Consider the following 26,314-nt stretch of genomic DNA (forward strand, 5'->3'; position numbering starts at 1 on the left):
TGGAGGATTCCCATGACCAACCCCGTCCCCGCCCTGCCCCTGCATGACCTGACCGGATTCACGCACCGCTGGGTCGACGCCGACGGCGTCCGCCTGCACGCCGTCGAAGGCGGTCGGCCGGACGGGCCGGCCGTCGTCCTGCTCACCGGGTTCCCGCAGACGTGGTGGGCCTGGCGAAAGGTCATGCCTGCTCTCGCCGATCGGTTCCGGGTCATAGCGATCGACCGGCCGGGCCAAGGCAATTCCGAGCATCCGGAGCTCAGCTACGACACGCACACGGTCGCCGCGCACATCCAGGCCGCTGTGAACGCTCTCGGCGTGCGGGACTACTGGCTCGCCGGGCACGACATCGGCGCCTGGGTCGCCTTCTCCCTCGCCCTGAACTACGAGAGCCGACTGCACGGGGTCGCGCTGCTCGACGCCGGAATTCCCGGTATCACCATGCCGGAAGCGATCCCTCTCGACCCGACTCTGGCGTTCAAGGCCTGGCACTTCGCGTTCCACGTGGTGCCCGATCTTCCCGAGACGCTGATAGCCGGCCGCGAGCGGGAGTACATCAGCTGGTTCCTGAAGACCAAGTCCCTCGCGCCCGACGCGTTCGAGGAAGCAGAGCTCGACCACTACGGCGCGGCCCTCGCCGTCGATGGCGGCCTGCGCGCCGGCCTCGCCTACTATCGCGATGCCGCCGAGTCCGCGCGCAAGAACCACGCGGCGCTCGAGCAACGGCGGCTGACCGCGCCCGTCCTCGGAATCTCCAGCAGCCACGGCTCGATCCCGGATATGGCGGCCTCCATCAGCCCGTGGGCCGAGAACGTGACCGGCGCCATCGTGCCCGACGCTGGTCACTACATCCCCGAGGAGCAGCCCGAGGCCGTCGCCGCCGCCCTCACCGACTTCTTCAGCGGCCGTTAGTGCTCTAGCAGGAGGGCGATCCCCATTGCCGTCGGGGCCCGTCAGTTACGGGCCCACCCCGCGCGCCTACGGACGTGCCGTGAACCGCCCGTCGCCCCGCTTGTGCAGCCAGCCCCTGGCGGCGAGCTTGGTCATCTTCACCCGCAAAGGTTCCAGCTTGCCGTGTACCGAGGCGTCCAGCCCCAGCCGCTCGCCGACCGCCCTGACCTGCACCGGGCCGCCCGCCTCCCGCACGATCGCCAGGATCTTGCGGTAGTCGCCGGGCAGCCCGCCCTCGACGGCCGCGCCGCCGCGGTGCGGGATGAGCAGGACCGCCCGCCCGGCCACCTTCGCCGATGCCGGAGCGACAGCCCGGCATCGGCCCGGGCCTGCTCGGCCAGGCGGTTCAACACTCCGCTCCGCGATCGCCAGCTCGTGCCGCTCGGCCTGCCTCCTGGAGTCGCTTGCCCAACTCCTCGGCGAGAGCGTCCAGTTCGCTCCGGCGGGCGGTGATCCGCTGCCGCTCCTGCATCCCCGCGCCTTCCCGCATTCTCACGGTGTGCCGACCTGCTGACGGATCTCGCTGGCTGAGAACGCATCAGCCCTGCCGCGCCCCTGGGTATGTTCGCCCCGTGTGCCACTACGCCGAGACCTCCCACAAGCTGCACTACGCGTGCGTGTCCTGCCGCGTCGCTTTCAAGCGACACCCGGCTCGCGGCGGACACCGTTGCCCCGACTGCTCCCAGCCGATGACCTGCGCCGGCCACGACTTCGCGGCACCCAGGCGCCGTAACGTCAAGGCGTGGACCGTGGTGGCCACGGTCCTGGCGGCCGGCCTGCGCTACGAGGGCTTCGAACCCTGCGGCTGCGGCCGAGAGCCGAAGTTCCGACCCCGGACGCGAGCCCAGCTGCGAGCCCGACGTGCGGCAGCGGCCCGAACCGGCATCCCCCTGGCCGACATGCTGCAACGCCGCGACCCGGAAAACCCCGCATGACCTGCCGGCTCCCAACCGTCCGCGTCGACGCGCCTTGCCGCGACAGCGGTGCGCCATTTCGGCGAGCCTATTCGTCATCGGCGGCGGTCAAGGGGCTTGGCGGTTCCGTCGGCCAGCCGTTCTACCACGGTTGTGCCGCAACATCGTTTCGTTGACAGGCCTGCGGGTTGCGACATGATCGTTCTGCGTAACCAACAGAAACATTCATCGCAAGCCACGGGAACCTTGCATCGGAAGCGCCAGCCTACCCAGATCAGTCACAGAATCTGATGCCTCGTCAGCAGCGCAGGCGGGACATACCGCTTGGTTCGAGGACCCACCTGCGCTCGGACCTGCTACGTGGCTGCCGGGAAACGACTGCCACCTTGTGTACCGGCGACCCATTGGATCCCTGTGGGCCGGTTTCCCTCAATCTCGCAGTATTCCTCGACCACTTTACGGACTTCCGCAATCGGGAGAACGCATTGCGGGTCGAAATACAGCGGACTGTAGTGATCCGACATCACTTCTGGATCGATTTTCGGGGGGTTCTCGCTGTCGGACAGCCAGAAGTGATCACCCAAGTCGTCTTGCTGGTCCTCCGGGTTCCGCTTGAACCGCCTGGCGTCATCCCATCCAGCGAACCAGACGACACCGCCAAAGCAGCTTTCTATATTGGCACTGACCTCCAGAATACTCACTGGAGCCTGATCGCCTTCACTCTCCAGGAATACCCATTCCGCCTTCACACGAATATCCGAATCCGGATCCCTATTGAAGACCTCGTCAAGAGATCGCGAGACGTCTTCAGGACCATTGAGTTGACGAGTTGCACCGAGGTGGTCGAATGACAGAATCAACGCTTCCCTTCATGAAATGATTGAGGTCAGCCCGGCTGCGCGCAGTGCGGCCCTAATCCTGACCCTCTTCTGCGTAGAGTTCCCCCGTATAATGACCCTTGACCCATTGCACTTGCGTAGGCCTGAATCCGGTGCCCTCCCGATAGCACTCTTCCACCACTGGCCCGACGCTGGACAAAGGCAGCACGCTGACTCGGTCGAAGAAGGTAGGGCACCCCGGATCCGAAAGAACCTTGGGATCCAAGTCCGGATGGGTCGGGTTCAGAGACACCCATGCATGGTTCGCGACATCATGACCGAGCTCTGCGGATACCCGATGGGAAATAATTCCCTCACAATACCAGAGAATCCCCGCATATTCCGACGAAAAATCGATTCCGATCGAAAGCACGTTGTCTGGAGTTGATGCGTAAACCCTGTGTGCCGCCACGTCCCAGATGACCTGGAAAGCCAAGTCCACCGAGGACTTAATACTCCAGCTGCAGATCGTGATCTTCATGTCTGGGATGCGGCTTGCCGCCGATAATGGCTGGTGCGGGACCGGGCTTGGTGGCGACGTCGCCAGTCGGACCAGCCGATCCGGTGGGCTGCGTTGTGGGCCGGCCGAACGACGAGCGTGCTGAACAGGCGCTGGATCTCGCTGCATGCCGTGCGGGGCAGCCTCCCCGGCCCACTCCGCGATCGTCCAGCAGTTCTTGCGCGGCAGGCCCGACAGCAGGCCCAGCACCAGCCGCCCGGCCCGCAGCCGCGGTTCGACCCGCGCGAACCGGCCCGCTATCCGGCCCATGGCCATCTCGAACGCCTCCCGCCAACGCACGGAATCTATGCTGTGGCCCGCGGCCACCGTCTCTTCGTCAGTCCACACAACTCACGGTGATCAACGGTGGTGGCACCTCCACGGTCTCCTGTCAGTGCCGGACGAGACAGAACGGGTGTCCTGCCGGATCCGCGAAGATGCGCCAACTCCGCTGGCCATCACCCGCGTCGAGCAGCGTGGCGCCCCGCGTGAGGACGTCGTCCTGAGCTTGTTCCAGGTCCTTGACCTCCAGGTCGAGGTGGAACTGCTGAGGGTGAGCGGAGTCCGGCCACCGCGGCGGCTGATAGTTGTCCACGCGCTGGAAGGCCAGTACGAACCCACCATCGGTGTGGAGTGTCGCCCAGCCCTCCCCGAGCGCCCACCGCGGATCCGGCTGGTTCACTACGCCGCCGAGAAGCGACTGGTAGAACCGGGACAGCCCAACGACTTCGGCACAGTCCAACACCACGCACTGCAGCTTGGCGATCACGAAGGGCAGCGTCTCACGACACCTGATCACGATCTACAGCTGGAGTACTGGTACGGCTGATGGGGTTGGACTATCCGTTGTGTGCTTCGGGCTCGGTCGCCAGGGTCTGTTGGGTGGCCGCCCACGACGCCAGGAGCGCCAAATTGTCAGCGGTCGGTGTGCCCGCGGGTGCGGTGTAGATGTTGAGGTGCAGGCCGGGTTCGGCGGGCAGTTCCAGGGGTTCGACGTCCAAGTCGAGCCGACCCACGATCGGATGGCGCATACGCTTGCGGCCGGACCGGTGCAGTCGCACGTCCTGAGATGCCCACCGCTGCCGAAACAGCTCACTGCACGTTGACAGTTCGCCGACCAGGGCGATCAACTCCTCGTCGTGCGGATTGCGGCCGGCTTCCATGCGTAGCTTCGCGGCCACGCCACCGGCGACTTGGTCGTAGTCGACAAAGAAATCTCTGGCCGTCGCGGGGGTCAGATAGACGAACCGCGCTATGTTCGCGGGCCGTCGCGGGTCGGCCAAGACCGGTGAATACAGCGCGCGAGCGAGTTGATTCATGGCGAGCACGTCAAAACGGCCGTTACCGATCCAGGCCGGCGCATCGGAGATCGCGTCGAGCACCTGCTGCAGCGTCGAGCGCACCGCCACGGCAGGCCTGCGCCGGCGTGGGCTGCGGGGCGCCCCGGATTGGCGCGCGAGGTGGAACAAGTGGTCGCGCTCGGCTTCGTCGAGCTGCAAGGCGGAGGCCAACGCCTCGAGCACGCCGTCGGAGGCACCGGCGAGGCTGCCGCGCTCCATGCGCACGTAGTAGTCGACCGATACCCCCGCCAGGAGCGCGACCTCCTCGCGGCGCAGACCTTTGACCCGGCGGTTGCCGCCGTAAGCGGGCAGGCCCGCCTGCTCGGGTGCGATGCGGGCGCGACGTGAGCTGAGGAACTCCCGGATCTCGGTGCGTGGATCCATCGCGGTTGTCTCCTGACCGTAAGCCCGTCCCGCAGACTAATGGATACCGGATGCGGTCGTTGCGGTACCGCCGTCCACCGGGATGATGGCACCCGTGAGGTAGGATCCGGCCCGGCTGGCGAGAAACACGGCGGCACCCGCCATGTCGTCGTCGCGGCCGAGCCTGCGCAGTGGGGCCGACGCCGCGATCGTGTCGCCGATGGCATCGAGCGTGGAGTCCATCATCTGTGACGGGAACACTCCCGGTGCTATCGCGTTCACCGTGACGTGCTGTGGGCCCAGTTCCCTGGCAAGTACCCTGGTGAGTTGATGGAGTGCCGCTTTGCTGCCGGCGTACGAGTAGTTGGGCGACGGGGCGACGTGGATGGCGGCGATGCTGCCGATGTTGATGATCCGTGCGGGATCATCGGCGGTGCCCGCCTTGCGAAGTGCCGGTAGCAGTGCCTGCACCAGCCAGAACGGCGACTTGAGGTTGAGGTCGAGCACTGCGTCCCAGGCCTCGTCCGGGAACGTCGCCAGTGGCTCGCGCCGCATCGCTCCCGCGTTGTTGACAAGGATGTCCAGGCATTCCGAGTCGGCCTGGACAAGATCAGCGAGGCGCTGGCACTCGTCGTGCCGGGACAGGTCGGCGGGAATTGCTCGCACGTCGCCGAATTCGGACAGTAGACGCTGTGCCTCCGCGCACGTGTCTGCGTTGCGTGAGCTGATGACGACGCGGGCGCCCGCCTGGAGAAGGCCGCGCGCTATCATCATCCCAATGCCTCTGGTGCCGCCAGTGACAAGGGCGTACTTTCCCCTCAGATCGAAAAGTTCTGCGTGAGTGGTGAACTGACTGTCCGCCATTGGTCTCCGACCCTTCTGTCGTAAAAGAACGCGCCGACACGGTCGCTTATTCGGGGCAGCTGAATTGAATGACGAGAGTAAAGCTGCAGTGCGTATCCATGGAGTTTTGTCGGCGCTTTCGGCTCAACCAGGTTGACAGGCGTTTGGGACGTCGGGGAGACCCTGGTGATACAGGTACTGTCAGACCCCCCTTGCCTGGTGCGCCGAGTCCGGATCACCCCGGCTCGATTCCCGTGGATGGTTCACCCAGAAACGAAGAAGTGCCTTGTGATCTGCGATGATTTCCCAGCCTCGATCGTTCATGAGTCCCCGTCAGCTTGCTGGTGGGGACTTTGTGTCTGTGCGGTGGGGCCTTTTCGGGACTGGGGCAGGTTGAGGGCCCGGCTCGCGCGCCGGGTGGGCCGTGGTCGGCGAACGCGACGAGCGGATGGTGGCCGAAGGTCTTCTTCCACGTTGGGGTGGCGTCCTGCTTCTCGGAGTACGCAAGGACCAGCACCCCGTCGATGTCCACGATCACCTGGCCGTCGGCGGCCGGAATGTCCGCGCTGGCCAACTCCCATACCCGCGTGCGTACTCCTCCAACAACCCCCCGACCGCTGGCGGGACATCCTTGCCACTCTCCCCGAGGAGGCCGTGCCGATGGTGGCGGCCCAGTGGTACGAGATCGAAGAGATCGACTTCGCCGACTACCTCGACGTCAAGGACACAACGGACACGTTCATAGCCCTGGCGCGCCGGGCGCGGACAGCGGGCGCCCACCTGTACTTCCGATGCACCCCGTGAAGCTGCTCGCAAAACGCTGGCTGTCGCGGGAGGCCAAGCGGCGCGTCGATGTCGCTCACCGCCGCCGCCCTCCTCATCGAGATACACAACGAATGGATCGCCTTCTCCCGCCGCTGCCTCCCAGGGCACATGACCCGCCAAGAAGCGCGCGGCCCCGCCGTCCCGTCGAAACCAAGCGGTTCGACAGTGACGGCGGGGCCCACGCCCGCGTGTCAGCCGGAGGAAACGGCCGGTCCGAAGTCCGCCTCCAACCGCTCCCTCCACCCGGCATCCGCAAGCCCCGCCCCCACCAGCACGTCCCGCCAGTCCTCCTTGGCCAGCTGAACGGCGTCGAGGATCCGGTCCACCCGGCCCTGTCCGCACAGCAGGGTCGCGGCCGCGATCCGTTCCTTGTCCCCCTGGTCGCCCCGGTCGGTCAGGTGGTTGACCAGTTCGGTGAGGAGATCCCCGACCACCTCGCCCTCCCGACCGGGGAAGTCCTCGGCGATACGCCGTTCGACCCGCACGGTAAGCCCCATTCACCCTCCTTGTTGTCATACGCCCCGATAAGCTACCGCGTCCACCTCGAAGCACCCCGCAACCTGTCTCGCAAGAAACTTGACGGTCCCTCACTTTGCCGAACCCACAGCTCACCGACAGCCACCATCCCTAAGATGCCGTGTTCATGACAGACACCCCCATGAACGACGCCCCCATGAACGACACCCCCATGAACGACACCGCCCCGATCGGCCGCCGGACCGTCCTGGTCGCCACGGGCGCCACCGCGGCGACCCTCGCCGTGGGGGCCGCCGTCTCCAGGACTCCCGCGGCCCCCACGGCCGACACGGCAGACACCGCTCCCGTCGCCGCCGCGGCGGTCTGCACCCTCACCAAGGAGATGACCGAGGGCCCCTACTACCTCGACGGACAGTACGTTCGCGCCGACATCACCGAGGGCAAGACCGGCTTCCCGCTCAAACTCGCCCTCACCGTCGTCGACGACGACACCTGCGCCACGATCAGCAACGCCCTCGTCGAGATCTGGCACTGCGACGCGCTGGGCGAGTACTCCGACTACGTCGGCGCCAACGGCCACAGCGAGCCCGACAGCGGCACCTTCCTGCGCGGCGGGGTCCTCACCAACTCGGGCGGGGTCGCCAACATCACCACGGTGTACCCGGGTTGGTACGTGGGCCGCTGTGTGCACATCCACGTGAAGGTGCACGTGAACGTCACGCTCACCTCCGACGGCTCCTTCACCGGCGGTACCGAACTCCACACCGGCCAGCTCTTCTTCGACGAGGCGATCACCGCCAAGGTCGGCGCGCTGTCGCCGTACTCGGCCAACAAGGTCACCCGCACCACCCTCGCCCAGGACGGGATCTACGACGACCGCGGAGCCTCCTCCGGCCTCCTGACCCTCACCGCACTGGGCAGTTCACCCTCCGCCGGCTACACCGGCACCCTGACCCTCGGCGTCGAGCGCTGACGCGACGGCTCATCCCCACGCGCCCTGGGCGACCGTAGGCCAAAAGCACGGTGGCCCAGGGCGCGTGCTTCCGGCTTGATAGCCTCTCCGGCTCCACGACGACCGGGAACGGGAGACGGGCGATGGCAGGAGCGGGACCGGCGGGGCCGGCCGGGTCGGCGAGCACTCCGGGATCCTGGTCCACGGGCATGCGGTTCGGCGTTCCTGTCGGAGGGCTGGTCGCCCTGGTCTCCGTCGCCGCCATCGACAGGGTGTGGGCGGACTGCGACACCGGCGTCAACACGGCGGCCGACAGCCTCGCCCTGCTCTTCCTCGCGCCGCTCATCTGGATCGCCGCCGCCCTGCCCTGGGCCGTCCTGCACGGCACCCTGGGAAGGCGTCACCGCGGCGCGGCACTGGCCGCGGGGCTCGCGTTCACCGTGTGGTTCACCTGGTTCCTGGTGACCTGGCTCGGCGTCCTGGACTCCTACCCGGACCCGACATGTCCGGGCAACGTCCCTCCCTGGTGGCCGAGTTGGCTACCTTCCTGACCGACAGGGGCCGTCCGCCACCCCGTCGGGTGACGGACGGCCCCGTCTCACCTGGCGCCGCTCACTTGGCGGGGCACGGCTGCCACGCCATGTGGTAGACGGTGCTGATGTCGCCGTCCGTCGAGTCCATGGTCATGAAGCTGACCTTGGACGGCGAGGAGGTGCCCGCGTTGACGCGGATCTCGGTGTTGATGTTGAAGTTGCGCTGAACTCCGCAGGGGGCCCAGACCAGTTGGGCCCAGTCGGTGGTGTCGGTCGCCTGCCAGTTGTCGTTGTAGACGCCGGCGAAGTTGTGGGTCTTGAAGGCCGTCTGCGAGGAGCCCTGGAAGTAGTACGAGGCTCTCTGGACGGCGCTCGCGCCGGACTGGAGTGCGGCGAAGCCGCGGTAGTCCGCCTGGGCGATGGCGTAGGTGAAGCCCGAGGGGACGTGGACGATCAGGTTGAGCTGGCAGTTCTTGCGGAACGCCGTGGGGTCGGAGTTGCCGCCGACCTGGGCGAGGTAGTCGCTGTAGGTGACCGTGAACGCGGTGTTGTCCTCGGAGACGGCGACGGCCGCCGTTCCCGCGGGACAGCCGGAGCCGTTCACCGTGGCCACGTCGATGACGATCTTGTCCGGGGGCGGGTCGACGAACCCGCCGGACGGGTTGTGCGCGGGCATCGCCGCGGTGACGAGGGCGGCGATGGCGCCGCCAAGGAGCAGTCCGCTTGCCATGGGGGGTCTCTCCTCTGCGCTGAAGTGTTGAAGCGTGGAGAACCTGTGTGTTTTCTGTGGAGCACCGCGGCGTTGGAATCGTAGGGATCCTGTCGTGACCCTGACAGTGCGAACTCCGGCCATTCACCCCGGCCGGATCACACGCCCCGCCCCGGGACCCAAGGCCTACGGGTTCTCCCAGGCCGCCGGTTCGGCCGCCAGCCGCTGGACCGGCTCGGGCAGCGCGTCGCCCGCGATGTCGGCGACGGTGACACCCTCCAGGATCTTGCGGACGTTGGCCCGCAGGGCGATCCACAGCGGGAGCAGCGGCTGCGCGGATCCCGTGTACTCCAGGCCGGTGGGCCGCTCACCGCGCACCGACACGATGGGCCCGTCGACGGCCCGGATGACGTCGGCGACGGTGATGGCCGACGCCTCGCGGGCGAGCCGGTAGCCGCCGCCCCCGCCACGCCTGCTGTCGACGATTCCGCCGCGCCTGAGATCGCCGAGAATCCCCTCCAGGAACTTGTGCGGAATGCCCTGGACCGCGGCGATGGCCTCGGCCTTCACCGGCCCCGCGTCCTGCCTCACGGCAAGCTCCAGCACCGCCCGTACCGCGTAGTCCGCCCGTGCAGAGATCCTCATACGACAATTGTGCGGCGTCCGGGCATAGACAATGGCCACATCACCATGACCCCACCACTCACAGCACGGGCGAATCGGCCGGGCGTACGGTCCGGGGGCGGACACAAGGAACGGGCACGACCAGGAGGCGCTCCCTTGGAGCTGAGCAGACGTACATTCAGCGCCCTCGCCGGCACCACGGCGCTCGGCTTCGCGCTGAGCGGCAGCGGTGGCGAGACCACCCGGGCGTACGCCTCCCACAGCGTGCCCACCGGGCCCGCGCCCGGCGCGCCCGCCGCCGACCGGCTGCGGCACAAGGTCGGCTTCGACAGGTACTCGCTGCTGGTCGACGGCCGGCGCCTGGTGCTGTGGTCGGGCGAGATGCACCCCTTCCGGCTGCCGAGCCCGTCGCTGTGGCGGGACGTCCTGGAGAAGATGCGCGCCCACGGCTTCAACGCGGTGAGCGTGTACGTCGCCTGGAACTACCACTCCCCCGGCCCCGGCCAGTACGACTTCACGGGCGTCCGCGACCTCGACCTGTTCCTGCGCACGGCCACCGAGACCGGCCTGTACGTCATCCTGCGCCCGGGCCCGTACATCAACGCCGAGGTCGACGGCGGCGGCTTCCCGGGCTGGCTGACGGCCACCGCGGGCCGGGCCCGCACCTCCGACCCGACCTATCTGTCGTACGCCGACGAGTGGCTGACCGAGGTCAACGCCATCGCCGCCCGGCACCTGTTCACCAAGGGCACCGGCACGGTCCTGCTCTACCAGATCGAGAACGAGTACGACGCCTTCACCGACGAGTCCCTCGGCCGGGACTACATGTCCCACCTGTACAAGAAGGTGCGCGCCGACGGGATCGACGTACCGCTGTTCCACAACGACAAGGGGCGGAACGGCTACTGGACCCCCGGGTCCTTCAACACCGGTGGGCAGGAGCGCGGTTGGCTCTACGGCTTCGACGGCTACCCGGAACCGGCCCAAGTGCCCCAGGACTGGGGGGACTTCGGTGCGGGCGGTCTCAAGGGCGGGGCCACGGCCAGCCCCAGGACTCCCGGGTTCATCCCCGAGTTCGGCGGGGGCTGGTTCGACCCGTGGGGCGGGGCCACCTTCGACGGCAAGGGGTACGCCGAGGCCCGGCACACCCGGGACGCGGCCTACGAGCGGCGCTTCCAGCTGACCAACCTCGCCAACGGCATCACCGTGCACAACGTCTACATGACGTTCGGCGGCACCTCCTGGGGCTGGCTGCCCGCGCCGCAGGTCTACACGTCGTACGACTACGGGGCGGCCATCGACGAGGCGCGCCGGCAGACGCCGAAGCTCGCCCCGACCCACCAGCTCGGCCATCTCCTGCGGACCGTCCCGGACTTCGCCAAGCTGGACCGGGCGGACGCGGTCCGGGCCGAGGACGAGCGGCTGAAGGTGTACCACCTGACCAACCCGGACACCGGCTCCCAGGTGTACGTCGTGCGCAACGACACCGACGCCCCGATCACGACGACGATGCCGGACGCCGGGATCGACGTGGGGTTCACCGTCGCCGCCCATGACGCCCGACTGCTCGCCGCCGACCTGCAGTTGGGCGCGCGCACCCTCAAGTTCGCCACCGCCCAGCCCATGATGTACCTCAAGGTCGGGCGGATGGACGTCGCCGTGTTCACGGCCCCGCACGGCGAGATGGCGCAAGTGCTCCTCGAGTGCCCGGAGGAGCCGCTGGTGACCCGGGGCGACGCGGAGCCCGCGTGGAACTACGACCTCGGCGTCCTCAGGATCACCGCGCCGATGGGCGTCGGCGGACTGGCCCGGGTGCGCCTCGAGGGCGGCGGCAGCGAGACCCCGATGCTGCTGGTCTTCGCCGACGACGCGACCGCGCTGCGCCTGTTCCCGCTGGACACCCCGACCGGGCCGGTGCTGGTGTACGGCCCCTCGCTGGTCCGCGGGGCCACCCTGGACGGCGTGACCGCCCATCTGACCGGCGACACCGTCGAGGGGACCGGCATGGAGGTGTGGGGGCCGCGGGGCATGGAGCGGATCACCTGGAACGGACGCCCGCTGCGCACCTCGGTCACCCCCATGGGCAGTCTGCGGGCCGACATGCCGCCCACCCCCGGGCAGCTCCCGGTGCCCGCCGTGGGCGAGGTACGGCTGCCCGCGCTGGGCGGCTGGCGGCGGCGCGTCGAGAACTTCGAGGCCGCCCCGGACTACGACGACTCCGGCTGGACGACGGCCGACCGCACGAGCTCGTTCAGCGTCACCCCGGTGCCGGACGGCGGCCCGGTCCTCTTCGCCGACGACTACGGCTTCCACTACGGCGACGTCTGGTACCGGGCGCGGCTGACGGACGCGGACGATCTGGAGTCGGTGTCCCTGGCGTACAGCACGGGCACGCAGGGGCTGCTGATGGCATGGCTCGACGGGAAACCGCTGGGCACGCACCGGATGCCGGTGCCGGACAAGCGCACGGCACGGAAGGGCAGTTGGGCGGCGAAGGCCACCTTCGACGTGCCGTCGGCCTCCGTAAAGTCACCCCGGGTGCTGTCCGTCCTCGTACGGCGGATGGCGCACGACATGGACGGCGGGTCCGCCGACTCCCACAAGGTGGCCCGCGGGTTGACGGCGGTCACCTTCAAGGGCGGTGCGCCCAAGACGAGTTGGCGTATCCAGGGCGAGACGACACCCGACCCGGTGCGCGGGCCGCTCAACAACGGCGGGCTGTACGGGGAGCGCAAGGGCTGGCACCTGCCGGGCTTCGCCGAGGACGGGTGGGAGGCAGCGGAGTTCCCCCGCGCGGACCGGCGCCAGGGAGTCACCTGGTACCGGACGACGTTCCGGCTCGCCGTCGACGCCGGCATCGACGCCTCCATCGGCCTCACCCTCGACGACGACCCGAAGCGCGCCTACCGCGTCCAGATCTTCCTCAACGGCTGGAACATGGGCCAGTACGTCAACGACGTGGGTCCGCAGCACACCTTCGCCCTGCCGAACGGCATCCTGCGCACCCGCGGCACCAACACCCTGGCGCTCGCGGTGCTGTCGGACGGGACGACGGAGTCGGGACCGAAGGACGTACGGCTCAAGGCCATGGGAGCCTCGGCCGGAGGAGTGCCGGTGACACCGGTGGACTCCCCCGGCCTCGGGTCCGTCTAGGGGCTGTCGTCGCATTCCCGTCGTCCGCCCGGAGGGCGGGCCGCGCGGCGTCAGGTGCGTGCTCTCGGCGTGCCGGACGCAGGCCCTCGTACTGGTTGTACGTGGGTCTGTGGCCGGTGCGCCGAGAGGGCGTGCATGGCGTCGCGCGGCAGGCGGGAATGCGACGACAGCCCCTAGGCCAGCCGGATCACGTTCCAGGACAGCGGTTCCAGTACGGCGGTGAGGGTGTCGTCCTTCAGCGCGGTGCCCTCGGCCGCGTGCGGGGCGACCCGGTCGGGGGCGTCGAGGGTGTTGCGGGCGTCCGGGTCGGTGTCGGCGAGGACGCTGTGCTCGACGACGTTCGTCAAGTCCAGTCCGTTCAGGGCGACTTCGAGGGGCAGTGCCTCGGTCCGGCCGCGGTTGACCGCGAACACGGTGACCGAGCCGTCCTCGGCGCGGACCGCGGTGGCGTGCAGGAGGTCCGCCTCGCCGTACTTCTTCGTCCCGTACGTCGGCGAGTCGACCCGCACGTCGAGGACCTCGCCGCGGCCGTACCGCGAGGCCTGGGCGAACGGGAAGAACGTCGTCTGGCGCCAGGCCGGGCCGCCCGGCTCGGTCATGATCGGCGCGATCACGTTGACGAGCTGGGCGAGGCAGGCGACGGTGACGCGGTCGGCGTGCCGCAGCAGCGCGATGAGGAGCGAGCCGAAGACGACCGCGTCCATGACGCTGTAGTTGTCCTCCAGGAGACGCGGGGCCTCCGCCCAGTCCCGCGCGCCGGAGTTCTCGATCTCGTGCCACTCCGAGATGTACCAGACGTTCCACTCGTCGAAGGAGAGGTTGATCTTCTTCTTCGACTTCAGCTTCGCGCCGATGTGGTCGGCGGTGGCGACCACGTTCTCGATGAAGGACTCCATGTCGACGGCGGAGGCCAGGAACGAGTCGACGTCACCGTCCTCGGGCTGGTAGTAGGCGTGCAGGGAGATGTGGTCGACGAGGTCGTACGTCTCCTCCAGGACCGTCGCCTCCCAGGCGGCGAAGGTCGGCATGGACTGGCTGGAGGAACCGCAGGCGACGAGTTCGACGCCCGGATCGATCTGGCGCATCGCGCGGGCGGTCTCGGCGGCGACCCGGCCGTACTCCTGCGCCGTCTTGTGGCCGGTCTGCCAGGGGCCGTCCATCTCGTTGCCCAGGCACCAGAGCTTGATGCCGAAGGGGTCCTTGTCGCCGTGCTCGGCACGGAGATCGGACAGGGCCGTGCCGGCGGGGTGGTTGGCGTACTCCTGGAGTTCGAGGGCCTCGGCGACGCCCCGGGTACCGAGGTTGAGGGCCATCATGGGCTCGGCCTGGGGGCCGATCTTCTTCAGGAAGGCGATGTACTCGGAGAGGCCGAAGCGGTTGGTCTCGGTGGAGCGCCAGGCGAGGTCGAGGCGGCGGGGGCGGGTCTCGGCGGGGCCGACGGAGTCCTCCCACTTGTACCCGGAGACGAAGTTGCCGCCGGGGTAGCGGATGGCGGTGACGCCGAGTTCGCGGACGAGGTCCAGGACGTCCTGGCGCAGGCCCTCGGCGTCGGCGGTGGGGTGGTCCGGTTCGAAGATGCCGGTGTAGACGCAGCGGCCGAGGTGTTCCACGAAGCTGCCGAAGAGGCGGGAGTTCACTTGGCCGACAGCGAAAGCGGGGTCGAGGGTGAAGCGGGCGGTGGTGCTCATCGGTGCCTTTCGGTGCAATGTCGTCTGCAGGTGATTCGTGGCTTGTCGCGCAGTTCCCCGCGCCCCTAAAGGACGATCGGCCAACCGTTTCTTGTCCAGCCGAGGTGGTTGATCCCAAGCTTGGGCGTGCCTGATTCCTCTGCGTCGTAGTAGTGGTACGCCAGCACATCGCGACCCTTGTCCCGGAAGACCGACTCGCCTCCCGTGCCGACGTACCTGCCGTGGCCTGCCAGCAGCAGGTCGCCGCCGCCCTCCAGGAGCGGCTTGCCCGTGCTGTCCACGTAGGGGCCGGTCACGGACGTCGATCTGCCCACCTTGATCTTGTACGTGGAGTTCACTCCCGCACAACAGGCGTCGTAGGACGCGAAGAGGTAGTAGTAGCGGCCGTGCCGGACGATGGCCGGTCCCTCGACCGCGTACGGCGCGTCCGGGCGGGTGGCCAGGTGGTGGACGGTGGCGTCGGGGCGGGCCTTGCCCGTGACGGGGTCCAGCTCCACCATGCGGATGCCGGTCCAGTACGAGCCGAACGACATCCACAGCCGACCGTCCGCCCGGACGATCGCCGGGTCGATGGCGTTGAAGGAGTCGCTCGTCTCGGAGGTGAAGACCTTGCCGTGGTCGGTCCAGGAGCCGGGGAGGCCGGACGGGGACGTGGCCACGCCGATCGCGGAGTGGTTGGTGCCCCAGGACGAGACGGCGTAGTAGAGCCAGTACCGGCCCGCGCGGTAGGAGATGTCCGGCGCCCAGGGGTCGCCGGTGTCGTTGTACTCGTACCACCAACTCGGCGGCGTGGCGAAGGCGTTGCCGGCGTCGTCCCAGTGCCTGAGGTCCTTGGAGAGGCGGGCGCCGATCACCCCGCCGGTCGAATAGGCCGCGTAGCCCCCGGACTTGAGGCGGATGACGGTCGGGTCGTGGATGATCTGCTGACCGGTGACGGGGAGCGGATCGGGATAGGTGGCGTCCGCGCGGGCCGTGGTCGGGAGCAGGGCGATGAGGGCTGCGGTCAGGAGGGTCGCGTATCTCAGGCGCTTCAACTCGGCTTCCTTTACTGTCCGGCCAGACCCGTGTGGGCCACGCCCGCCACGATCTGGCGCTGGAAGAAGACGAACACGATGATCAGCGGCAGGCCCGCCATGAGGCCGCCGGCCATGAGCTGGGCCCACTGGATGCCGTAGGAGTTCATGACGGTCGCGATGCCGTTCGGCATGGTCATCAGGTCGGGGTTGTTGGTCACCATGTAGGGCCACAGGAAGTTGTTCCAGGAGGCGATGAAGGTGAAGATGCCGACCGCCGCCAGGGACGGCCGCGCGAGCGGGACGACGATCGTGAAGAAGACGCGCCAGCGGCCCGCGCCGTCGATGAAGGCCGCCTCCTCCAGTTCGCGCGGGATGCCCTGGAAGAACTTGTAGAGGATGTAGACCATCGCGGCGGGGGCGCACTGGGGAAGGATCATGCCCCAGTAGGTGTCGACCATTCCCATCTGCTGGACGGTGGTGAACAGGGGGACGCCGAGGACGGCCGGGGAGACCATCAGGCCCGACATGACGAGACCCATGAGCGCGTTCTTGCCGCGGAACTCGGTGCGGGCGAAGCCGTATCCGGCGAGGGCGCTGACCGCGAGCACGACGGTGGTGACGCAGACCGACACCACCAGGGAGTTGACGAACCAGTTGGTGACGTTGCCGGTGTCCCACAGGGCCTTCCACGCCTGGACCGTCCAGACCTTCGGGAGCCAGTGCGGGGGGATCTCGGCGGCCTCCGCCTCGGACTTGAGCGAGGTGAACAGGGCCGCGGCGATCGGCGCCAGGAAGACGGCGGAGACGGCGACGCCGATCAGGGTGAGGACGATCTGGCTCGGTGTCCAGGGGCTGCGGGGCTTGATCCGTACCTGGGTGCCGCTCATCGGGCGCCCTCCTCACGGGTGCGCAGCAGCCACATCCGCGTCAGGGCGACGACTGCGATGATCACGAAGAAGATGATGGACATGGCGGAGGCGTAGCCCACGCGGTAGCTGGTGAAGCCCTGTTCGAGGGTGTACTGGACGAAGGAGCGGGTGCTGAGTTCCGGTCCCGGCGAGAAGTCCATCATCACGACGGCCTGGTCGAACAGTTGCAGTGAGGCGAGGATCTGGAGGGCGATCACCAGGCCGGTGATGTTGCGGAGCATCGGCAGCGTGATGTGGACCATGCGGTGCCAGGCGTTGGCGCCGTCCAGCTTCGCGGCCTCGTACAGGTGGCCGGGGATGCCCTGGAGCGCGGCCAGGTAGAGCAGGAAGCTGAAGCCGACCGTCCACCACAGGGTCTCGATCACGATGGCGAGCATGGCGTACGACTTGTCGGTCAGCCAGGGGGTGTCCAGGCCGAAGGTCTGGTTGATCAGGCCGATGCCCTGGGTGAACAGCCACTGGAACATGTTGGCGGCGACCGTCGAGGGCAGCAGGAACGGCACGAAGAAGCACAGCCGGAACAGCCACTTGCCGCGCTCGATGTGGTGGGCGAGCATCGCCAGCAGGAAGGCGAGGACCGTGATGCAGGGCACGACCAGCAGCGTGAAATAGGCGCTGTGGCCGAGCGCGTCCCACATCGCCTGGTCGCCCAGTGCCTCGCGGTAGTTGTCGAGGCCGACGAAACTCGCGCCGTCGCCGGAGATGTTGGCGTCCGTGAAACTGAGGTAGACCCCGCGCAGCAGCGGCCAGATCACGAAGAGCACGAAGAGCCCCAGGAACGGGGCGACGAACCAACCCCCGTGCTGGAAGCCCTGCTTGCGGCGGACGGTCGCCGTCGCGGTGGCGGTCCTGGCGCGTGTGCCCGTGAGCACGGTCTGAGCGCTGGTCGTCATGCGACCGCACCTCCCTGCGCGGCGGTCCTGCCGTCCATGGGGTTCTTCGAGGCGAGGAGCTTGGTGAGATGGCTCTTCATCGTCTGTGCGACCTTGTCCGGCTTGGCGGAGCCCATGGTGGAGGAGACGACGACCGGCCCGAGGTCCTGGGCGAGGACGCCGGTGGAGCCCGCGAACCACACCTTTGGCTCGGTGGCCTGGTGGTCCATGGCGCTCACGTACTCGTTCTGCGGGGTGAGCTTCTTGTAGGCGGCCGTGGAGAGCGTCGGGGTGTACGCGGGGATGTGACCGCCGGCCGCCCACTGGAGGGCGTGTCGGACGACGTAGGCGGCGAGTTCGTGCGCGCCCTCGTTGGTGGCGCCGCCTCGGTTCGCCTGGTGGGGCAGGACGAAGGCGTGCGACTCGGCGTGGGTGGCCTGCGTGCCGAAGACGGGCGGCAGCGGGGTCGCGCCGTAGTCCAGCTTCGCTCCGGAGAAGACCGGTACGGACCAGTTGCCCTCCCAGGTGAAGGGGGCGCCGTTGATGAACTGTTCGCCGGTGGGGGCGCCGGGGATGACGTATCCGTCGGTGACGTGTCTGCGGAGGAACTCCAGGACCTGGGTGGCCTTGTCGGTGTCGAAGAGGACCTGGGTGTCGCCGTCGTCGAACCACCTGCCGCCGAGCTGCGTGTAGAAGGCGACGAAGAACCACCACTGGAAGTTCTGGTCGTTGGTCCACAGGCCGATCGTCTGGAGGCCCTTCTTCTGGACCGCCTTGGCCTTCTTGAGGACGTCGAACCACTCGTCGGTGGAGGTGACCGGGATCATCCGGCCGTCGTCGCCGAGCAGTCCGGCCTTGCCCAGCACGTCCTTGCGGTAGAAGCAGAGCTGGACGTGGATGTCGAGCGGGAGGGCGTAGAGCTTGCCGTCGATGACGCCGCGCTTCCACAGCGCGGGGTTGAAGTCCTGCTCGCGCACACCGTACTTGGCGAGCAGGTCGACGTCCCAGGGGTCCAGGAGGCGGCCGGGCGAGAACCCGGTGACCCGGCCCATGTGCATGACGCCGAGGTCGGGTGCGCGGTCGCCGGCCGCGGCCATGGCGAGCTTGGTGTAGAAGGGGTTGCCCCACTGGAGGGTGGAGTCCTTGACGTCGATGTCCGGGTTGGCCTTACGGAAGGCGTCCAGCATCGCGATCATGTTGGCGCCGTCGCCGCCGCTGAAGAGGTTCCAGTAGCGCACCCGGGTGTCCGCGCCGGAGGCGAGCGCGTCGGCGCCGGTGCCGAGGGCGGCGAAGCCGAAGCTCGCGGCGACGGTCAGTCCCCCGGCTGCTGCGAGAAGGTGCCTGCGAGTGAGGTCAGGTCGTCCCATTCCCTGCCCGATCTGTTCGGTATCTCGGATTACGCTCGTAACTTCGAACGGGACCGTAGGCAGGAAGCGCTTTCTAGTCAATGGGGTACACAGCAAAATCGGATCGCATGACGGGGACAGTTCGGGGCGCGTACTCTCGAACAGCCCGTCCTACGGCGGCGGGAGAGCTCTGGGGGTGGGATGGACATCGCGGGCGCGCGCAGAAGTGCGGCCCGGATCGCCTCGGCGCTGCGGCGCACCCGTGCGACCTCGGCCATGCGCGAACTGGTCACCCACCTCACCACCGCGATCCGGGCGAGACCCCGCCCCCCGGCCGACGTGCCCGAGCTGTGCCGGGCCCTGTGCCAGGAGATGAGCGCCCGCCGTGGAGGCCGGCCCCTGGACCTGCGCTTCGAGCGGTTCCCCGACGAGATCGCGGTCACCGGACTGTGGGTGGAGTTCCAGGACTTCGACCTCGTCATCGTGGAGGAACGGGCCGAGGAGATGCAGCAACTGGTCATCCTGGGCCATGAGTTGTGGCATCTGCATGCCAGGCACGCCCACCAGCACACCGTCGCGGCGACCGCGCTCGCCGAACGTCCCGGCTGGGACTCCGCCGCCCTGACCGTGGCCGCCCGCAACGGCTCCCGCGAGACGGACGAGGCCGAAGCCGACGACTTCGGGCACCGGCTGGCGGCGGCGCTCCGGCCGCTGGTGTCGACGCGGGGCGCCGCGGCCCGGCCCGACACCGTCCAGAGATCCCTCGGCTACCGCGGAGGCGGAGCACGGTGAGCCCCCACCCCCTGGCGCCGGTGGCGGCCGCCTCCATCACCGGCCTGTACGTCTCCTTCTGGCTCCCCGGCCTGGTCCTCACCGCCGCCCTGGTGATCAAACTGCCCAGCATCCTCAAGCTGTGGCGGGACCCGCTGCTGCGCGCCGTGGCCGGCCTGCTGCTGTTCGCCTGCGCGGTGTTCGTCTTCGCGGCCCCCAGCACGATCGCCTGGACGAACCGCGTCACCGGCGTCCCCAACATCGCCGCGCCCTGGGTGTACTCGCTGCTCACCGCGCTCTGCGCGTCCTGGCTGCTGCTGGTCGTGCACTGGCGCAACGGCCGTACCGAGCGCAACGCCCGGACCCGGCGGGCGACCCGCTGGGTGGTCTGCGCGTACGCGGGTGTGGTCGCCCTGCTGTGGGTCCTGTTCGCGCTCGCCGACGTGCCCGTGGAGCAGATCCGGGACCTGGACACGTACTACGCCACCACCCCGTACATGCGGGAGATGATCCTCCTCTACCTGCTCGGACACATGGTGGCCAGCCTGATCACCTCGCGGCTCGTGTGGAACTGGATCCGCACCGACGGCCTCGACGCCTGGCTGCGCTGGGGGCTGCGCTTCCTCGGGGCGGGCTTCGCGACGAACCTGCTGTTCAGCGTCGCCAAGCTCACGGCGGTCGTGGCCCGCTGGACCGGGCACGACCTGGACTGGCTGAACACCAACATCGCGCCGTCGGCCGCCTGTATCGCCGCCACCCTCGTCGCGGTCGGCTTCATCGTCCCGCACGCCGGCCAGTACCTCCACGAACGCTGGCTGATGCGCCGCCGCCACCGCGCGCTCAGGCCCCTGGCCCGGCTGGTGCGGACCGTCGCGGGCGGCCGTGAGCCGCTCGCCCTGCGCGCCACCCCCGAGATGCGGCTGATCCGCCGCGAGACGTTCATCCGGGACGCCCTCCTCCAGCTGGCGCGCTTCCTCGACGAGGAGTTGCGCGTCCGCGCCCACGAAGCCGCCCTCGGCCTCGGTCTCGAGCGTGGCAGGGCCCAGGCCCTGGCCGCCGCCGTGACGATCCTGGACGCCGTCGAGACCAGGCGGAACGACCCGGACGCCGCCGGCACGGGCGACACCGACACCCTTTACCTGTTGCAGGAGATCCAGGCCGTGTCCGAGGCCCTGCACCACACCGACGAGATCAAGGCGGTCCGCGCCGCAGCGGCCGTCCCGGCAGAGAGCATGTCCACGCATGAGTGAAAGCCCCTCCCCCGCCCGAGTCGCCGTGGTCCTCGGGGGATCCCATACGGGCATGCTCGCGGCGGCCGCGCTGGCGGGCCTCGCCGACCGGGTCGTCGTGGTCGAGCGGGACGAACTGCCCGAGGAGCCCGCGCCCCGCAAAGGTCTGCCCCAGGCGCGGCACGCCCACATGCTGTGGTCGGGCGGGGTACGGGCCATGGAGGAGCTGCTGCCCGGCCTCACCGGGACCTTCCTGGACGCGGGGGCGCGCAGGGCACCCGTCACCACCGACATGGTCGCCCTCTCGGCGTTCGGCTGGTTCAGGCGCTGGCCCGAGTCCCACCACGTGATCCTGGCCGGCCGCGACCTGCTGGACGCGACGGTCCGGGCACGGGTCCTCGCGGACGGGCGCATCGAGCTGCTCGGCGGCACGGAGGTGCTGGGGCTGACCGGCGGCGCGCAGGCCGTCACCGGAGTCCGGGTGCGGGAACGCGACGGCAGCGAACGGACCCTGGAGGCGGACCTGGTCGTGGACGCGACCGGGCGGTCTTCCGGAGCGCCCCGCTGGCTGGCGGAGCTCGGGCTGCCCGCGCCGGAGCACCGGGAGGTCGACTCCGGCCTGGCGTACGCGAGCCGCCTCTACCTCGCCCCCGAGGCCGCCCGCGGCGGCTTCCCCGTCGTCAACGTCCAGCCCGACCCGCGGGAGCCGGGGCCGGGCCGGGCCGGTTTCCTGCTGCCGATCGAGAACGGCCGGTGGATCGTCACCCTCAACGGCACCCGCGGCGGCGAGCCCTCTGCCGCCGACGACGACTTCGTACGGTTCGCCCGTGAGGAGCTGCGGCATCCCCTGATCGGTGACCTGATCGCCCGTGCGGAGCCGCTGTCCGGCGTCTCCTTCACCCGCACCACCGTCAACCGGCGGTACTTCTACGAGCGGATGTCCCGCTGGCCGGAGAACTTCACGGTGCTGGGTGACGCGCTGGCCGCGTTCAACCCGGTCTACGGTCACGGCCTCGCGGTGGGTGCGCAGAGCGCGCTGGCCCTGCGGGACCTGACGCGAAGACACGGGCTGGGTGCGGCCGGGCTGTCCCGGCGGGTCCAGAAGGCGGTGGCCCGGCCGGTCGGGGCGGCGTGGGACCTGGCCACCGGGCAGGACGTGTTCTACCCCGGGGCGACGGAGGGCGGGCCCACGCTGCGCGACCGGCTGGTGTCCGCGTACGTGTCCCGGCTGATGTACACGGCCACGGGGAACGGGCGGATCGCCCGCCGGGTGACCGACGTGACGTCGCTTGAGCGGCGGGCGGAGGTGCTGCTGACGCCGGCGGTCGCGCTGGCGGCGGCGGTCGGTCCGTTGAAGCCCTCGCTGACCGAACCGCCGCTGACCGCCGAGGAGTTGAAGAAGGCGGGGCTGCAGTAGTCGGGCTGTAGTAGTCGGCCCGCGGCAGTCAGCTGGTGGAAGTCAGCCCGCGAAGGACGGCTGCTCCAGCCCCTTGCCCGCCCCCGGCACCACCAGCAGCGAGCCCGCCACGGGGTGCGGGGCGGCGAGGCCCACCCGTGCCGTCGTGATGTACAGGTCGGTGAGGTCGGGGCCGCCGAACGCGCAGGCGGTGACGCGCGGGGCCGGGAGGGTGATCACCCGGTCGAGTTCCCCCGCGGGCGTGTAACGCCGTACCGCTCCCCCGTCCCACAGTGCGACCCAGACGCAGCCGTCGGCGTCGACGGTGAGGCCGTCGGGAAAACCGGCGCCGTCCTCGATCCCGGCGAAGGGCCGGCGGTTGCCGATGCGGCCGTCGTCGTGGTCGAAGACGTCGACGCGGCGGGTGGGCGAGTCGACGTAGTACATGAGCCGGCCGTCCGGGCTCCAGCCGGTGCCGTTGCTGACGGCCACGTCGTCGAGGACGACGTCCACCGAGCCGTCGCCGCCGATCCGGGACAGGGAGCCGCCGCCCGGTGCCTCGTCGTAGCGCATGGTGCCGGCCCACAGGGAGCCGTCGGGGGCGACGGCGGCGTCGTTGGCGCGGCGGCCGGGGACCGGCTCGTGGTGCAGCCAGCGGAAGGTGTCGTCCGGGTCCAGCAGGGCCACGCCGTCCCGCAGGTTCAGCACGAGACCGCCGGCCGCGCGCGGCTTGACGGCGCCGATGTGCTGGTCGAGGGTACGGGCCGTGCGACGGCCGGAGGCGGGGTCGTAGGTGTGCAGACGGGCCCCGAGGATGTCGATCCACAGGAGCCTGCCGCCGGCGGCGTCCCAGGTGGGGCCCTCGCCGAGGGCGGCCTCGGCCCGCACCGCGATCTCGTAGGTCATCCCAGGCTCCGGTGGCCGAGTCGCTCGGAGAGCTCGGCGGCGCCCTTGACGGCGAGCTGCTCCAGTTCGACGCGGCGCTCGTCGCTCCAGCGGATCATCGGGACGGAGACGGAGAGCGCGGCGACTACCTGCCCGGTGCGGTCGCGGACCGGGGCGGCCACGCAGGAGACGTCCGGATTGGACTCACGGTTCTCGACGGCGACACCACGCCGGCGGATCTCGTCCAGGGCCTCGCGCAGTGCGCCGACGTCGGTGATGCTGTTGGGCGTCATACCGACGAGCGGCACGTCGTCCTGGATGCGGGAGGCGAGCTGCGGCGCGGGGAGGGAGGCGAGGAGCATCTTGCCCACGGAGGTGCAGTGGGCGGGAAGCCTGCGCCCCGCGGCCGACACCATCCGCACCGCGTGCGTCGAGTCGACCTTGGCGATGTAGATGACGTCGGTGCCCTCCAGGATCGCCACGTGCACGGTCTCGTCACAGGTCTCGGCGACGGACCGGGCGACCTGCTGGCCCTCGGCGGCGAGGTCGAGCTGCTCGGCGTACCTGCTGCCGAGCTGGTACGGCCGTACCCCGAGCCGGTAGCGTCCCGGCTGGCCGGGAACCTGGACGATGTACGAGCGGGCGGCCAGTGTGGTCACCAGCTCGTGCACGGTGGTGCGTGGCAGCTGGAGCCTGCGCACTATGTCGGGAGCGGAGAGCGTCCCGTCCCCCTCGAGGAAGAGCTCGAGAATGTCGAGAGCCCGGGTCACGGCAGGTACGAGGCGTCCCACAACCAGCCCCCTCCCTTGATGTCTAAGGCGTCTGCGTTCGAAATTTCAACAGACGATCGGCATGACGAACACAGGCTAGCGACAGGCGGTTTCCCCGGGCAATGGGGCGACAGGTCAAGCCGGGTCACGAACTCCCCATCCAGTCCGTTCACGGAGGAAGGGTACGGGGGCGGGGGGCCGGGACTACTGTGTGCGTGTGCGGCACATCACACTGCGTGGTGTGTCCTGGGGGATGTGGTTCCAGGGGGGATCTCGTGCACGAAATGACCAAGGGGTCGAACACTGCCCTGTCGGCCCTGAGTGAGAACACCGGTTCGGTGATCGTGAGCCTGGGCTGGAGCAGCCCGACCGGCGACGGTGACGCGGACGTCTCCGTCTTATTGCTGGGCCCGGACGGCAAGGTCCGCGGCGACACGGACTTCTACTTCTACAACAACCCGGTGGCGGCCGACGGAAGCGTGCAGCTGCTGGACAAGACACCTACGGAGGGCGGGAACGAGGACCGGATCAGCTTCGACCTGACCGCGGTTCCACCCGAGGTGAGCCGCCTCGTCGTGGCCGCCAGCCGCTACGGCGGCGCCCACTTCGGCGAACTGGACGACCTCCGGGTGACCCTGTCCGACGCGGTCGGCGACAACCTCCTCCAGTTCAGGATCAGCGACGCCGGAACGGTGAGCGCGATCATCTTCGGCGAGCTCTACCGACGGGACGGCGACTGGAAGTTCCGGGCCGTCGGTCAGGGCTACGACTCGGGACTGGCGGGGCTGGCGACGGACTTCGGCGTCGACATCGACGACGACGCGGAGGCCGCCGAAGAGGACGTGGACGGCACGTCGGCGCTCGCCGCGGAACCGGAACCGGCCGCGAACGGCGAACCGGCCGGCCCGCCCCCGGTCCCGGCTCCCGAGCCGGATCGCCCGGCCTCGCTGGGCGCCGTCCCGACTCCCCGCCGATCCGCCGACGAAGCCGCACCACCCGGACCGGCCGCCCGGCCCCGTACCGCCAAGAAGAGGGCAAGCCTGCCCGGCACGCCACCGAAGTCCCTGGCGGAGAACGACTCCTGGAGACCCGCCAGGCTCTTCCCCGTCTCCGCGCTCAAGAACGACCGGGACCGGGAGATGCGAGCCACCTCGGTGCTGTTGTCGGTGATGACCCAGGTACCGCGGTTCGGCAGGCGCCTCACCGCCGCGTTCGGAGCACCTTCCGGTCGTATGGAGACGTTCACCGAGGTCTCCCTGCCGCACGGCGACACCCCCCGGCGGCCCGACGGAGTGATCCGCATCGAGCGGGCCGGCAAGCTGTGGACGGCCCTCGTCGAGACCAAGACCAACGGCAACGCCCTCAAGGCCGACCAGGTGCAGGCCTACATGGACATCGCCGCCCGGCGCGGCTACGAGGCCGTGATCACGCTGTCGAACGACGTGGCGCTGGAGGGCAGCCCCCTGGTCGACGTCAAGATCGACCGGCGGCGCAAGCATCAGGTGGCCCTCTGGCATCTGTCGTGGGCCGAAGTGGCCCACCAGGCACAGATGCTGATCCGGCACGAGGGCGTCGGCAACGCCGCGCGCACCTGGCTGCTCCAGGAGCTGCTGCACTATCTCCAGCACGAGAACTCGGGCTGTCACGGTTTCCAGAACATGGGCGCGGCCTGGGTGCCGGTACGCAACGGCATCAGCGACGAGACCCTGTGCCAGGGTGACCCCCGGGCCCTCGAAGTCGTCGAGAGCTGGGAACGGCTGGTGCGCCAGGTGTGCCTCAGGCTCGGCGGCGAACTCGGGCAGAAGGTGCTGCCGGCTCAGCGCGCCAGACGCGGCACCGACCCCGGGACCCGCCGGGTGCAGCTCGCCGACCGGTTGTGCAGCGAAGGCAGGCTCCAGGCGGAGCTGCGCGTCGAGCGGGCACCCGGCCTGCTCACGATCGGCGCCGATCTGCGCACCGGCAGGCTGCGCACCTCGATCGAGATTCCGGCACCCGAGCAGGGTTACCCCCTCACCTGGGCCAAGCGTCTGATCCGCCGCCTCGCCGAGGCACCGGCGGACCTGCATGTCGAAACGCTGGTGGAAGGCGCGGCGGGCGGCCCCCGGGGCACCCTGGAGCGGCTGCGCCCCGAACCGGCGGACATGCTGCCGAAGGGTGCCGCGACGATCACCGGCTTCCGGCTGTCCCTGCTCAAGAACATGGGGAGCAGCCGCGGCAACGCGGAGGCCGGCTTCATCCGCAGTGTCGACGATGCCGTACAGCGCTTCTACACGACGGTGATGGTCCACCTGGATGCTCCCGTGGCCCGGCGGACGGGGGTGCGGGACCGGGCGGGCGTCTGAAACCCCCGC

The 26,314-nt window shown here is 69.3% G+C and carries 25 protein-coding genes and 2 pseudogenes; 10 read left to right on the forward strand and 17 right to left on the reverse strand.

The genetic code is table 11. From position 1 onward, the window contains the following. The first annotated feature begins 12 nt into the window (after positions 1 to 12). Positions 13 to 912, forward strand: coding sequence for an alpha/beta fold hydrolase (locus ACFYRX_RS27820; protein ID WP_389105100.1), 900 nt, complete (start codon positions 13 to 15; stop codon positions 910 to 912). Positions 913 to 978: 66 nt separating this feature from the next. Here the strand turns inward: ACFYRX_RS27820 and ACFYRX_RS27825 are convergent, their stop codons facing one another. Further along, positions 979 to 1,239 carry a hypothetical protein gene (locus ACFYRX_RS27825; protein ID WP_389105103.1) on the reverse strand — a complete coding sequence of 87 codons (261 nt, stop codon included), beginning with the start codon at positions 1,237 to 1,239 and terminating at the stop codon, positions 979 to 981. Positions 1,240 to 1,523: 284 nt separating this feature from the next. On the opposite strand from ACFYRX_RS27825, the gene ACFYRX_RS27830 reads away from it, so the two are divergent. Continuing rightward, entirely contained in the window at positions 1,524 to 1,886 is a 363-nt protein-coding gene (locus ACFYRX_RS27830; RefSeq protein ID WP_389105106.1) for a hypothetical protein, read from the forward strand. A gap of 335 nt (positions 1,887 to 2,221) precedes the next feature. On the opposite strand, the gene ACFYRX_RS27835 is transcribed toward ACFYRX_RS27830, so the two are convergent. From ACFYRX_RS27835 to ACFYRX_RS27860, 6 genes and pseudogenes are all read right to left on the reverse strand, one after another. Continuing rightward, positions 2,222 to 2,725, reverse strand: a complete 504-nt coding sequence (locus ACFYRX_RS27835) for an Imm1 family immunity protein (protein ID WP_389105109.1) — start codon at positions 2,723 to 2,725, stop codon at positions 2,222 to 2,224. A 640-nt stretch (positions 2,726 to 3,365) separates the two neighbouring features. Next, positions 3,366 to 3,512, reverse strand: a pseudogene (locus tag ACFYRX_RS27840) (IS701 family transposase); the annotation flags it as partial. Positions 3,513 to 3,633: 121 nt separating this feature from the next. Beyond that, positions 3,634 to 4,011: a VOC family protein gene (locus ACFYRX_RS27845; RefSeq protein WP_389105112.1), complete on the reverse strand. Its 378-nt coding sequence runs from the start codon at positions 4,009 to 4,011 to the stop codon at positions 3,634 to 3,636. Positions 4,012 to 4,081: 70 nt separating this feature from the next. After that, positions 4,082 to 4,966, reverse strand: a complete 885-nt coding sequence (locus ACFYRX_RS27850) for a helix-turn-helix transcriptional regulator (protein WP_389105114.1) — start codon at positions 4,964 to 4,966, stop codon at positions 4,082 to 4,084. A 36-nt stretch (positions 4,967 to 5,002) separates the two neighbouring features. After that, positions 5,003 to 5,809 (reverse strand): SDR family oxidoreductase, encoded by an 807-nt coding sequence (locus ACFYRX_RS27855; protein ID WP_389105117.1) that lies wholly within the window; start codon positions 5,807 to 5,809, stop codon positions 5,003 to 5,005. Positions 5,810 to 6,200: 391 nt separating this feature from the next. Next, positions 6,201 to 6,383: pseudogene (locus ACFYRX_RS27860) on the reverse strand (IS1380 family transposase); the annotation flags it as partial. 65 nt (positions 6,384 to 6,448) lie between these two features. Here ACFYRX_RS27860 and ACFYRX_RS27865 point away from each other — a divergent pair. After that, positions 6,449 to 6,592: a hypothetical protein gene (locus ACFYRX_RS27865; RefSeq protein WP_389105120.1), complete on the forward strand. Its 144-nt coding sequence runs from the start codon at positions 6,449 to 6,451 to the stop codon at positions 6,590 to 6,592. Positions 6,593 to 6,804: 212 nt separating this feature from the next. Here the strand turns inward: ACFYRX_RS27865 and ACFYRX_RS27870 are convergent, their stop codons facing one another. Further along, positions 6,805 to 7,110: a hypothetical protein gene (locus ACFYRX_RS27870; protein ID WP_389105123.1), complete on the reverse strand. Its 306-nt coding sequence runs from the start codon at positions 7,108 to 7,110 to the stop codon at positions 6,805 to 6,807. 176 nt (positions 7,111 to 7,286) lie between these two features. Here ACFYRX_RS27870 and ACFYRX_RS27875 point away from each other — a divergent pair, with 176 nt between their 5' ends. After that, positions 7,287 to 8,063 (forward strand): intradiol ring-cleavage dioxygenase, encoded by a 777-nt coding sequence (locus ACFYRX_RS27875; protein ID WP_389105548.1) that lies wholly within the window; start codon positions 7,287 to 7,289, stop codon positions 8,061 to 8,063. Positions 8,064 to 8,185: 122 nt separating this feature from the next. Next, the gene (locus ACFYRX_RS27880) at positions 8,186 to 8,593 is read left to right on the forward strand and encodes a hypothetical protein (protein ID WP_389105126.1); all 408 of its coding nucleotides are present in this window, start codon (positions 8,186 to 8,188) and stop codon (positions 8,591 to 8,593) included. Between the two features lie 61 nt (positions 8,594 to 8,654). On the opposite strand, the gene ACFYRX_RS27885 is transcribed toward ACFYRX_RS27880, so the two are convergent. Together ACFYRX_RS27885 and ACFYRX_RS27890 are read right to left on the reverse strand one after the other, a co-directional pair. Further along, positions 8,655 to 9,305, reverse strand: coding sequence for a DUF4360 domain-containing protein (locus ACFYRX_RS27885; protein WP_389105129.1), 651 nt, complete (start codon positions 9,303 to 9,305; stop codon positions 8,655 to 8,657). 165 nt (positions 9,306 to 9,470) lie between these two features. Further along, a complete protein-coding gene (locus ACFYRX_RS27890) occupies positions 9,471 to 9,929 on the reverse strand; it encodes an RrF2 family transcriptional regulator (protein WP_389105132.1) in 459 nt (152 codons plus the stop codon). Positions 9,930 to 10,064: 135 nt separating this feature from the next. On the opposite strand from ACFYRX_RS27890, the gene ACFYRX_RS27895 reads away from it, so the two are divergent. Further along, positions 10,065 to 13,061: a beta-galactosidase gene (locus ACFYRX_RS27895; protein ID WP_389105134.1), complete on the forward strand. Its 2,997-nt coding sequence runs from the start codon at positions 10,065 to 10,067 to the stop codon at positions 13,059 to 13,061. Between the two features lie 173 nt (positions 13,062 to 13,234). On the opposite strand, the gene ACFYRX_RS27900 is transcribed toward ACFYRX_RS27895, so the two are convergent. From ACFYRX_RS27900 to ACFYRX_RS27920, 5 genes are all read right to left on the reverse strand, one after another. After that, the gene (locus tag ACFYRX_RS27900; protein ID WP_389105137.1) at positions 13,235 to 14,749 is read right to left on the reverse strand and encodes an alpha-N-arabinofuranosidase; all 1,515 of its coding nucleotides are present in this window, start codon (positions 14,747 to 14,749) and stop codon (positions 13,235 to 13,237) included. A gap of 65 nt (positions 14,750 to 14,814) precedes the next feature. Beyond that, positions 14,815 to 15,783: an arabinan endo-1,5-alpha-L-arabinosidase gene (locus tag ACFYRX_RS27905; protein ID WP_389105140.1), complete on the reverse strand. Its 969-nt coding sequence runs from the start codon at positions 15,781 to 15,783 to the stop codon at positions 14,815 to 14,817. Positions 15,784 to 15,794: 11 nt separating this feature from the next. Next, positions 15,795 to 16,652: a carbohydrate ABC transporter permease gene (locus ACFYRX_RS27910; RefSeq protein WP_389105141.1), complete on the reverse strand. Its 858-nt coding sequence runs from the start codon at positions 16,650 to 16,652 to the stop codon at positions 15,795 to 15,797. Continuing rightward, entirely contained in the window at positions 16,649 to 17,587 is a 939-nt protein-coding gene (locus tag ACFYRX_RS27915; RefSeq protein ID WP_389105144.1) for a carbohydrate ABC transporter permease, read from the reverse strand. The genes ACFYRX_RS27910 and ACFYRX_RS27915 overlap by 4 nt, the downstream gene beginning before the upstream one ends. Next, on the reverse strand, positions 17,584 to 18,933 hold the full coding sequence (locus ACFYRX_RS27920) for an extracellular solute-binding protein (protein ID WP_389105147.1): 1,350 nt from the start codon (positions 18,931 to 18,933) through the stop codon (positions 17,584 to 17,586). The genes ACFYRX_RS27915 and ACFYRX_RS27920 overlap by 4 nt, the downstream gene beginning before the upstream one ends. Positions 18,934 to 19,113: 180 nt before the next feature. On the opposite strand from ACFYRX_RS27920, the gene ACFYRX_RS27925 reads away from it, so the two are divergent. From ACFYRX_RS27925 to ACFYRX_RS27935, 3 genes are read left to right on the forward strand one after another with little or no spacing between them, the layout of a single operon-like run. Next, entirely contained in the window at positions 19,114 to 19,704 is a 591-nt protein-coding gene (locus ACFYRX_RS27925; RefSeq protein WP_389105150.1) for a toxin-antitoxin system, toxin component family protein, read from the forward strand. Continuing rightward, the gene (locus ACFYRX_RS27930; protein ID WP_389105153.1) at positions 19,701 to 20,933 is read left to right on the forward strand and encodes an MAB_1171c family putative transporter; all 1,233 of its coding nucleotides are present in this window, start codon (positions 19,701 to 19,703) and stop codon (positions 20,931 to 20,933) included. The genes ACFYRX_RS27925 and ACFYRX_RS27930 overlap by 4 nt, the downstream gene beginning before the upstream one ends. Continuing rightward, complete coding sequence (locus tag ACFYRX_RS27935) at positions 20,926 to 22,329, forward strand: FAD-dependent oxidoreductase (RefSeq protein ID WP_389105155.1); 1,404 nt, start codon at positions 20,926 to 20,928, stop codon at positions 22,327 to 22,329. The genes ACFYRX_RS27930 and ACFYRX_RS27935 overlap by 8 nt, the downstream gene beginning before the upstream one ends. A 42-nt stretch (positions 22,330 to 22,371) precedes the next feature. On the opposite strand, the gene ACFYRX_RS27940 is transcribed toward ACFYRX_RS27935, so the two are convergent. Together ACFYRX_RS27940 and ACFYRX_RS27945 are read right to left on the reverse strand one after the other, a co-directional pair. Continuing rightward, positions 22,372 to 23,214 carry an SMP-30/gluconolactonase/LRE family protein gene (locus tag ACFYRX_RS27940; protein ID WP_389105158.1) on the reverse strand — a complete coding sequence of 281 codons (843 nt, stop codon included), beginning with the start codon at positions 23,212 to 23,214 and terminating at the stop codon, positions 22,372 to 22,374. After that, positions 23,211 to 23,984, reverse strand: coding sequence for an IclR family transcriptional regulator (locus ACFYRX_RS27945; RefSeq protein WP_389105161.1), 774 nt, complete (start codon positions 23,982 to 23,984; stop codon positions 23,211 to 23,213). The genes ACFYRX_RS27940 and ACFYRX_RS27945 overlap by 4 nt, the downstream gene beginning before the upstream one ends. A 263-nt stretch (positions 23,985 to 24,247) precedes the next feature. On the opposite strand from ACFYRX_RS27945, the gene ACFYRX_RS27950 reads away from it, so the two are divergent. After that, positions 24,248 to 26,305, forward strand: coding sequence for a TerD family protein (locus ACFYRX_RS27950; protein WP_389105164.1), 2,058 nt, complete (start codon positions 24,248 to 24,250; stop codon positions 26,303 to 26,305). The last annotated feature ends 9 nt before the right edge of the window (positions 26,306 to 26,314 follow it).

Source organism: Streptomyces sp. NPDC005374 (genome assembly GCF_042872225.1).
Classification (GTDB): Bacteria; Actinomycetota; Actinomycetes; order Streptomycetales; family Streptomycetaceae; genus Streptomyces.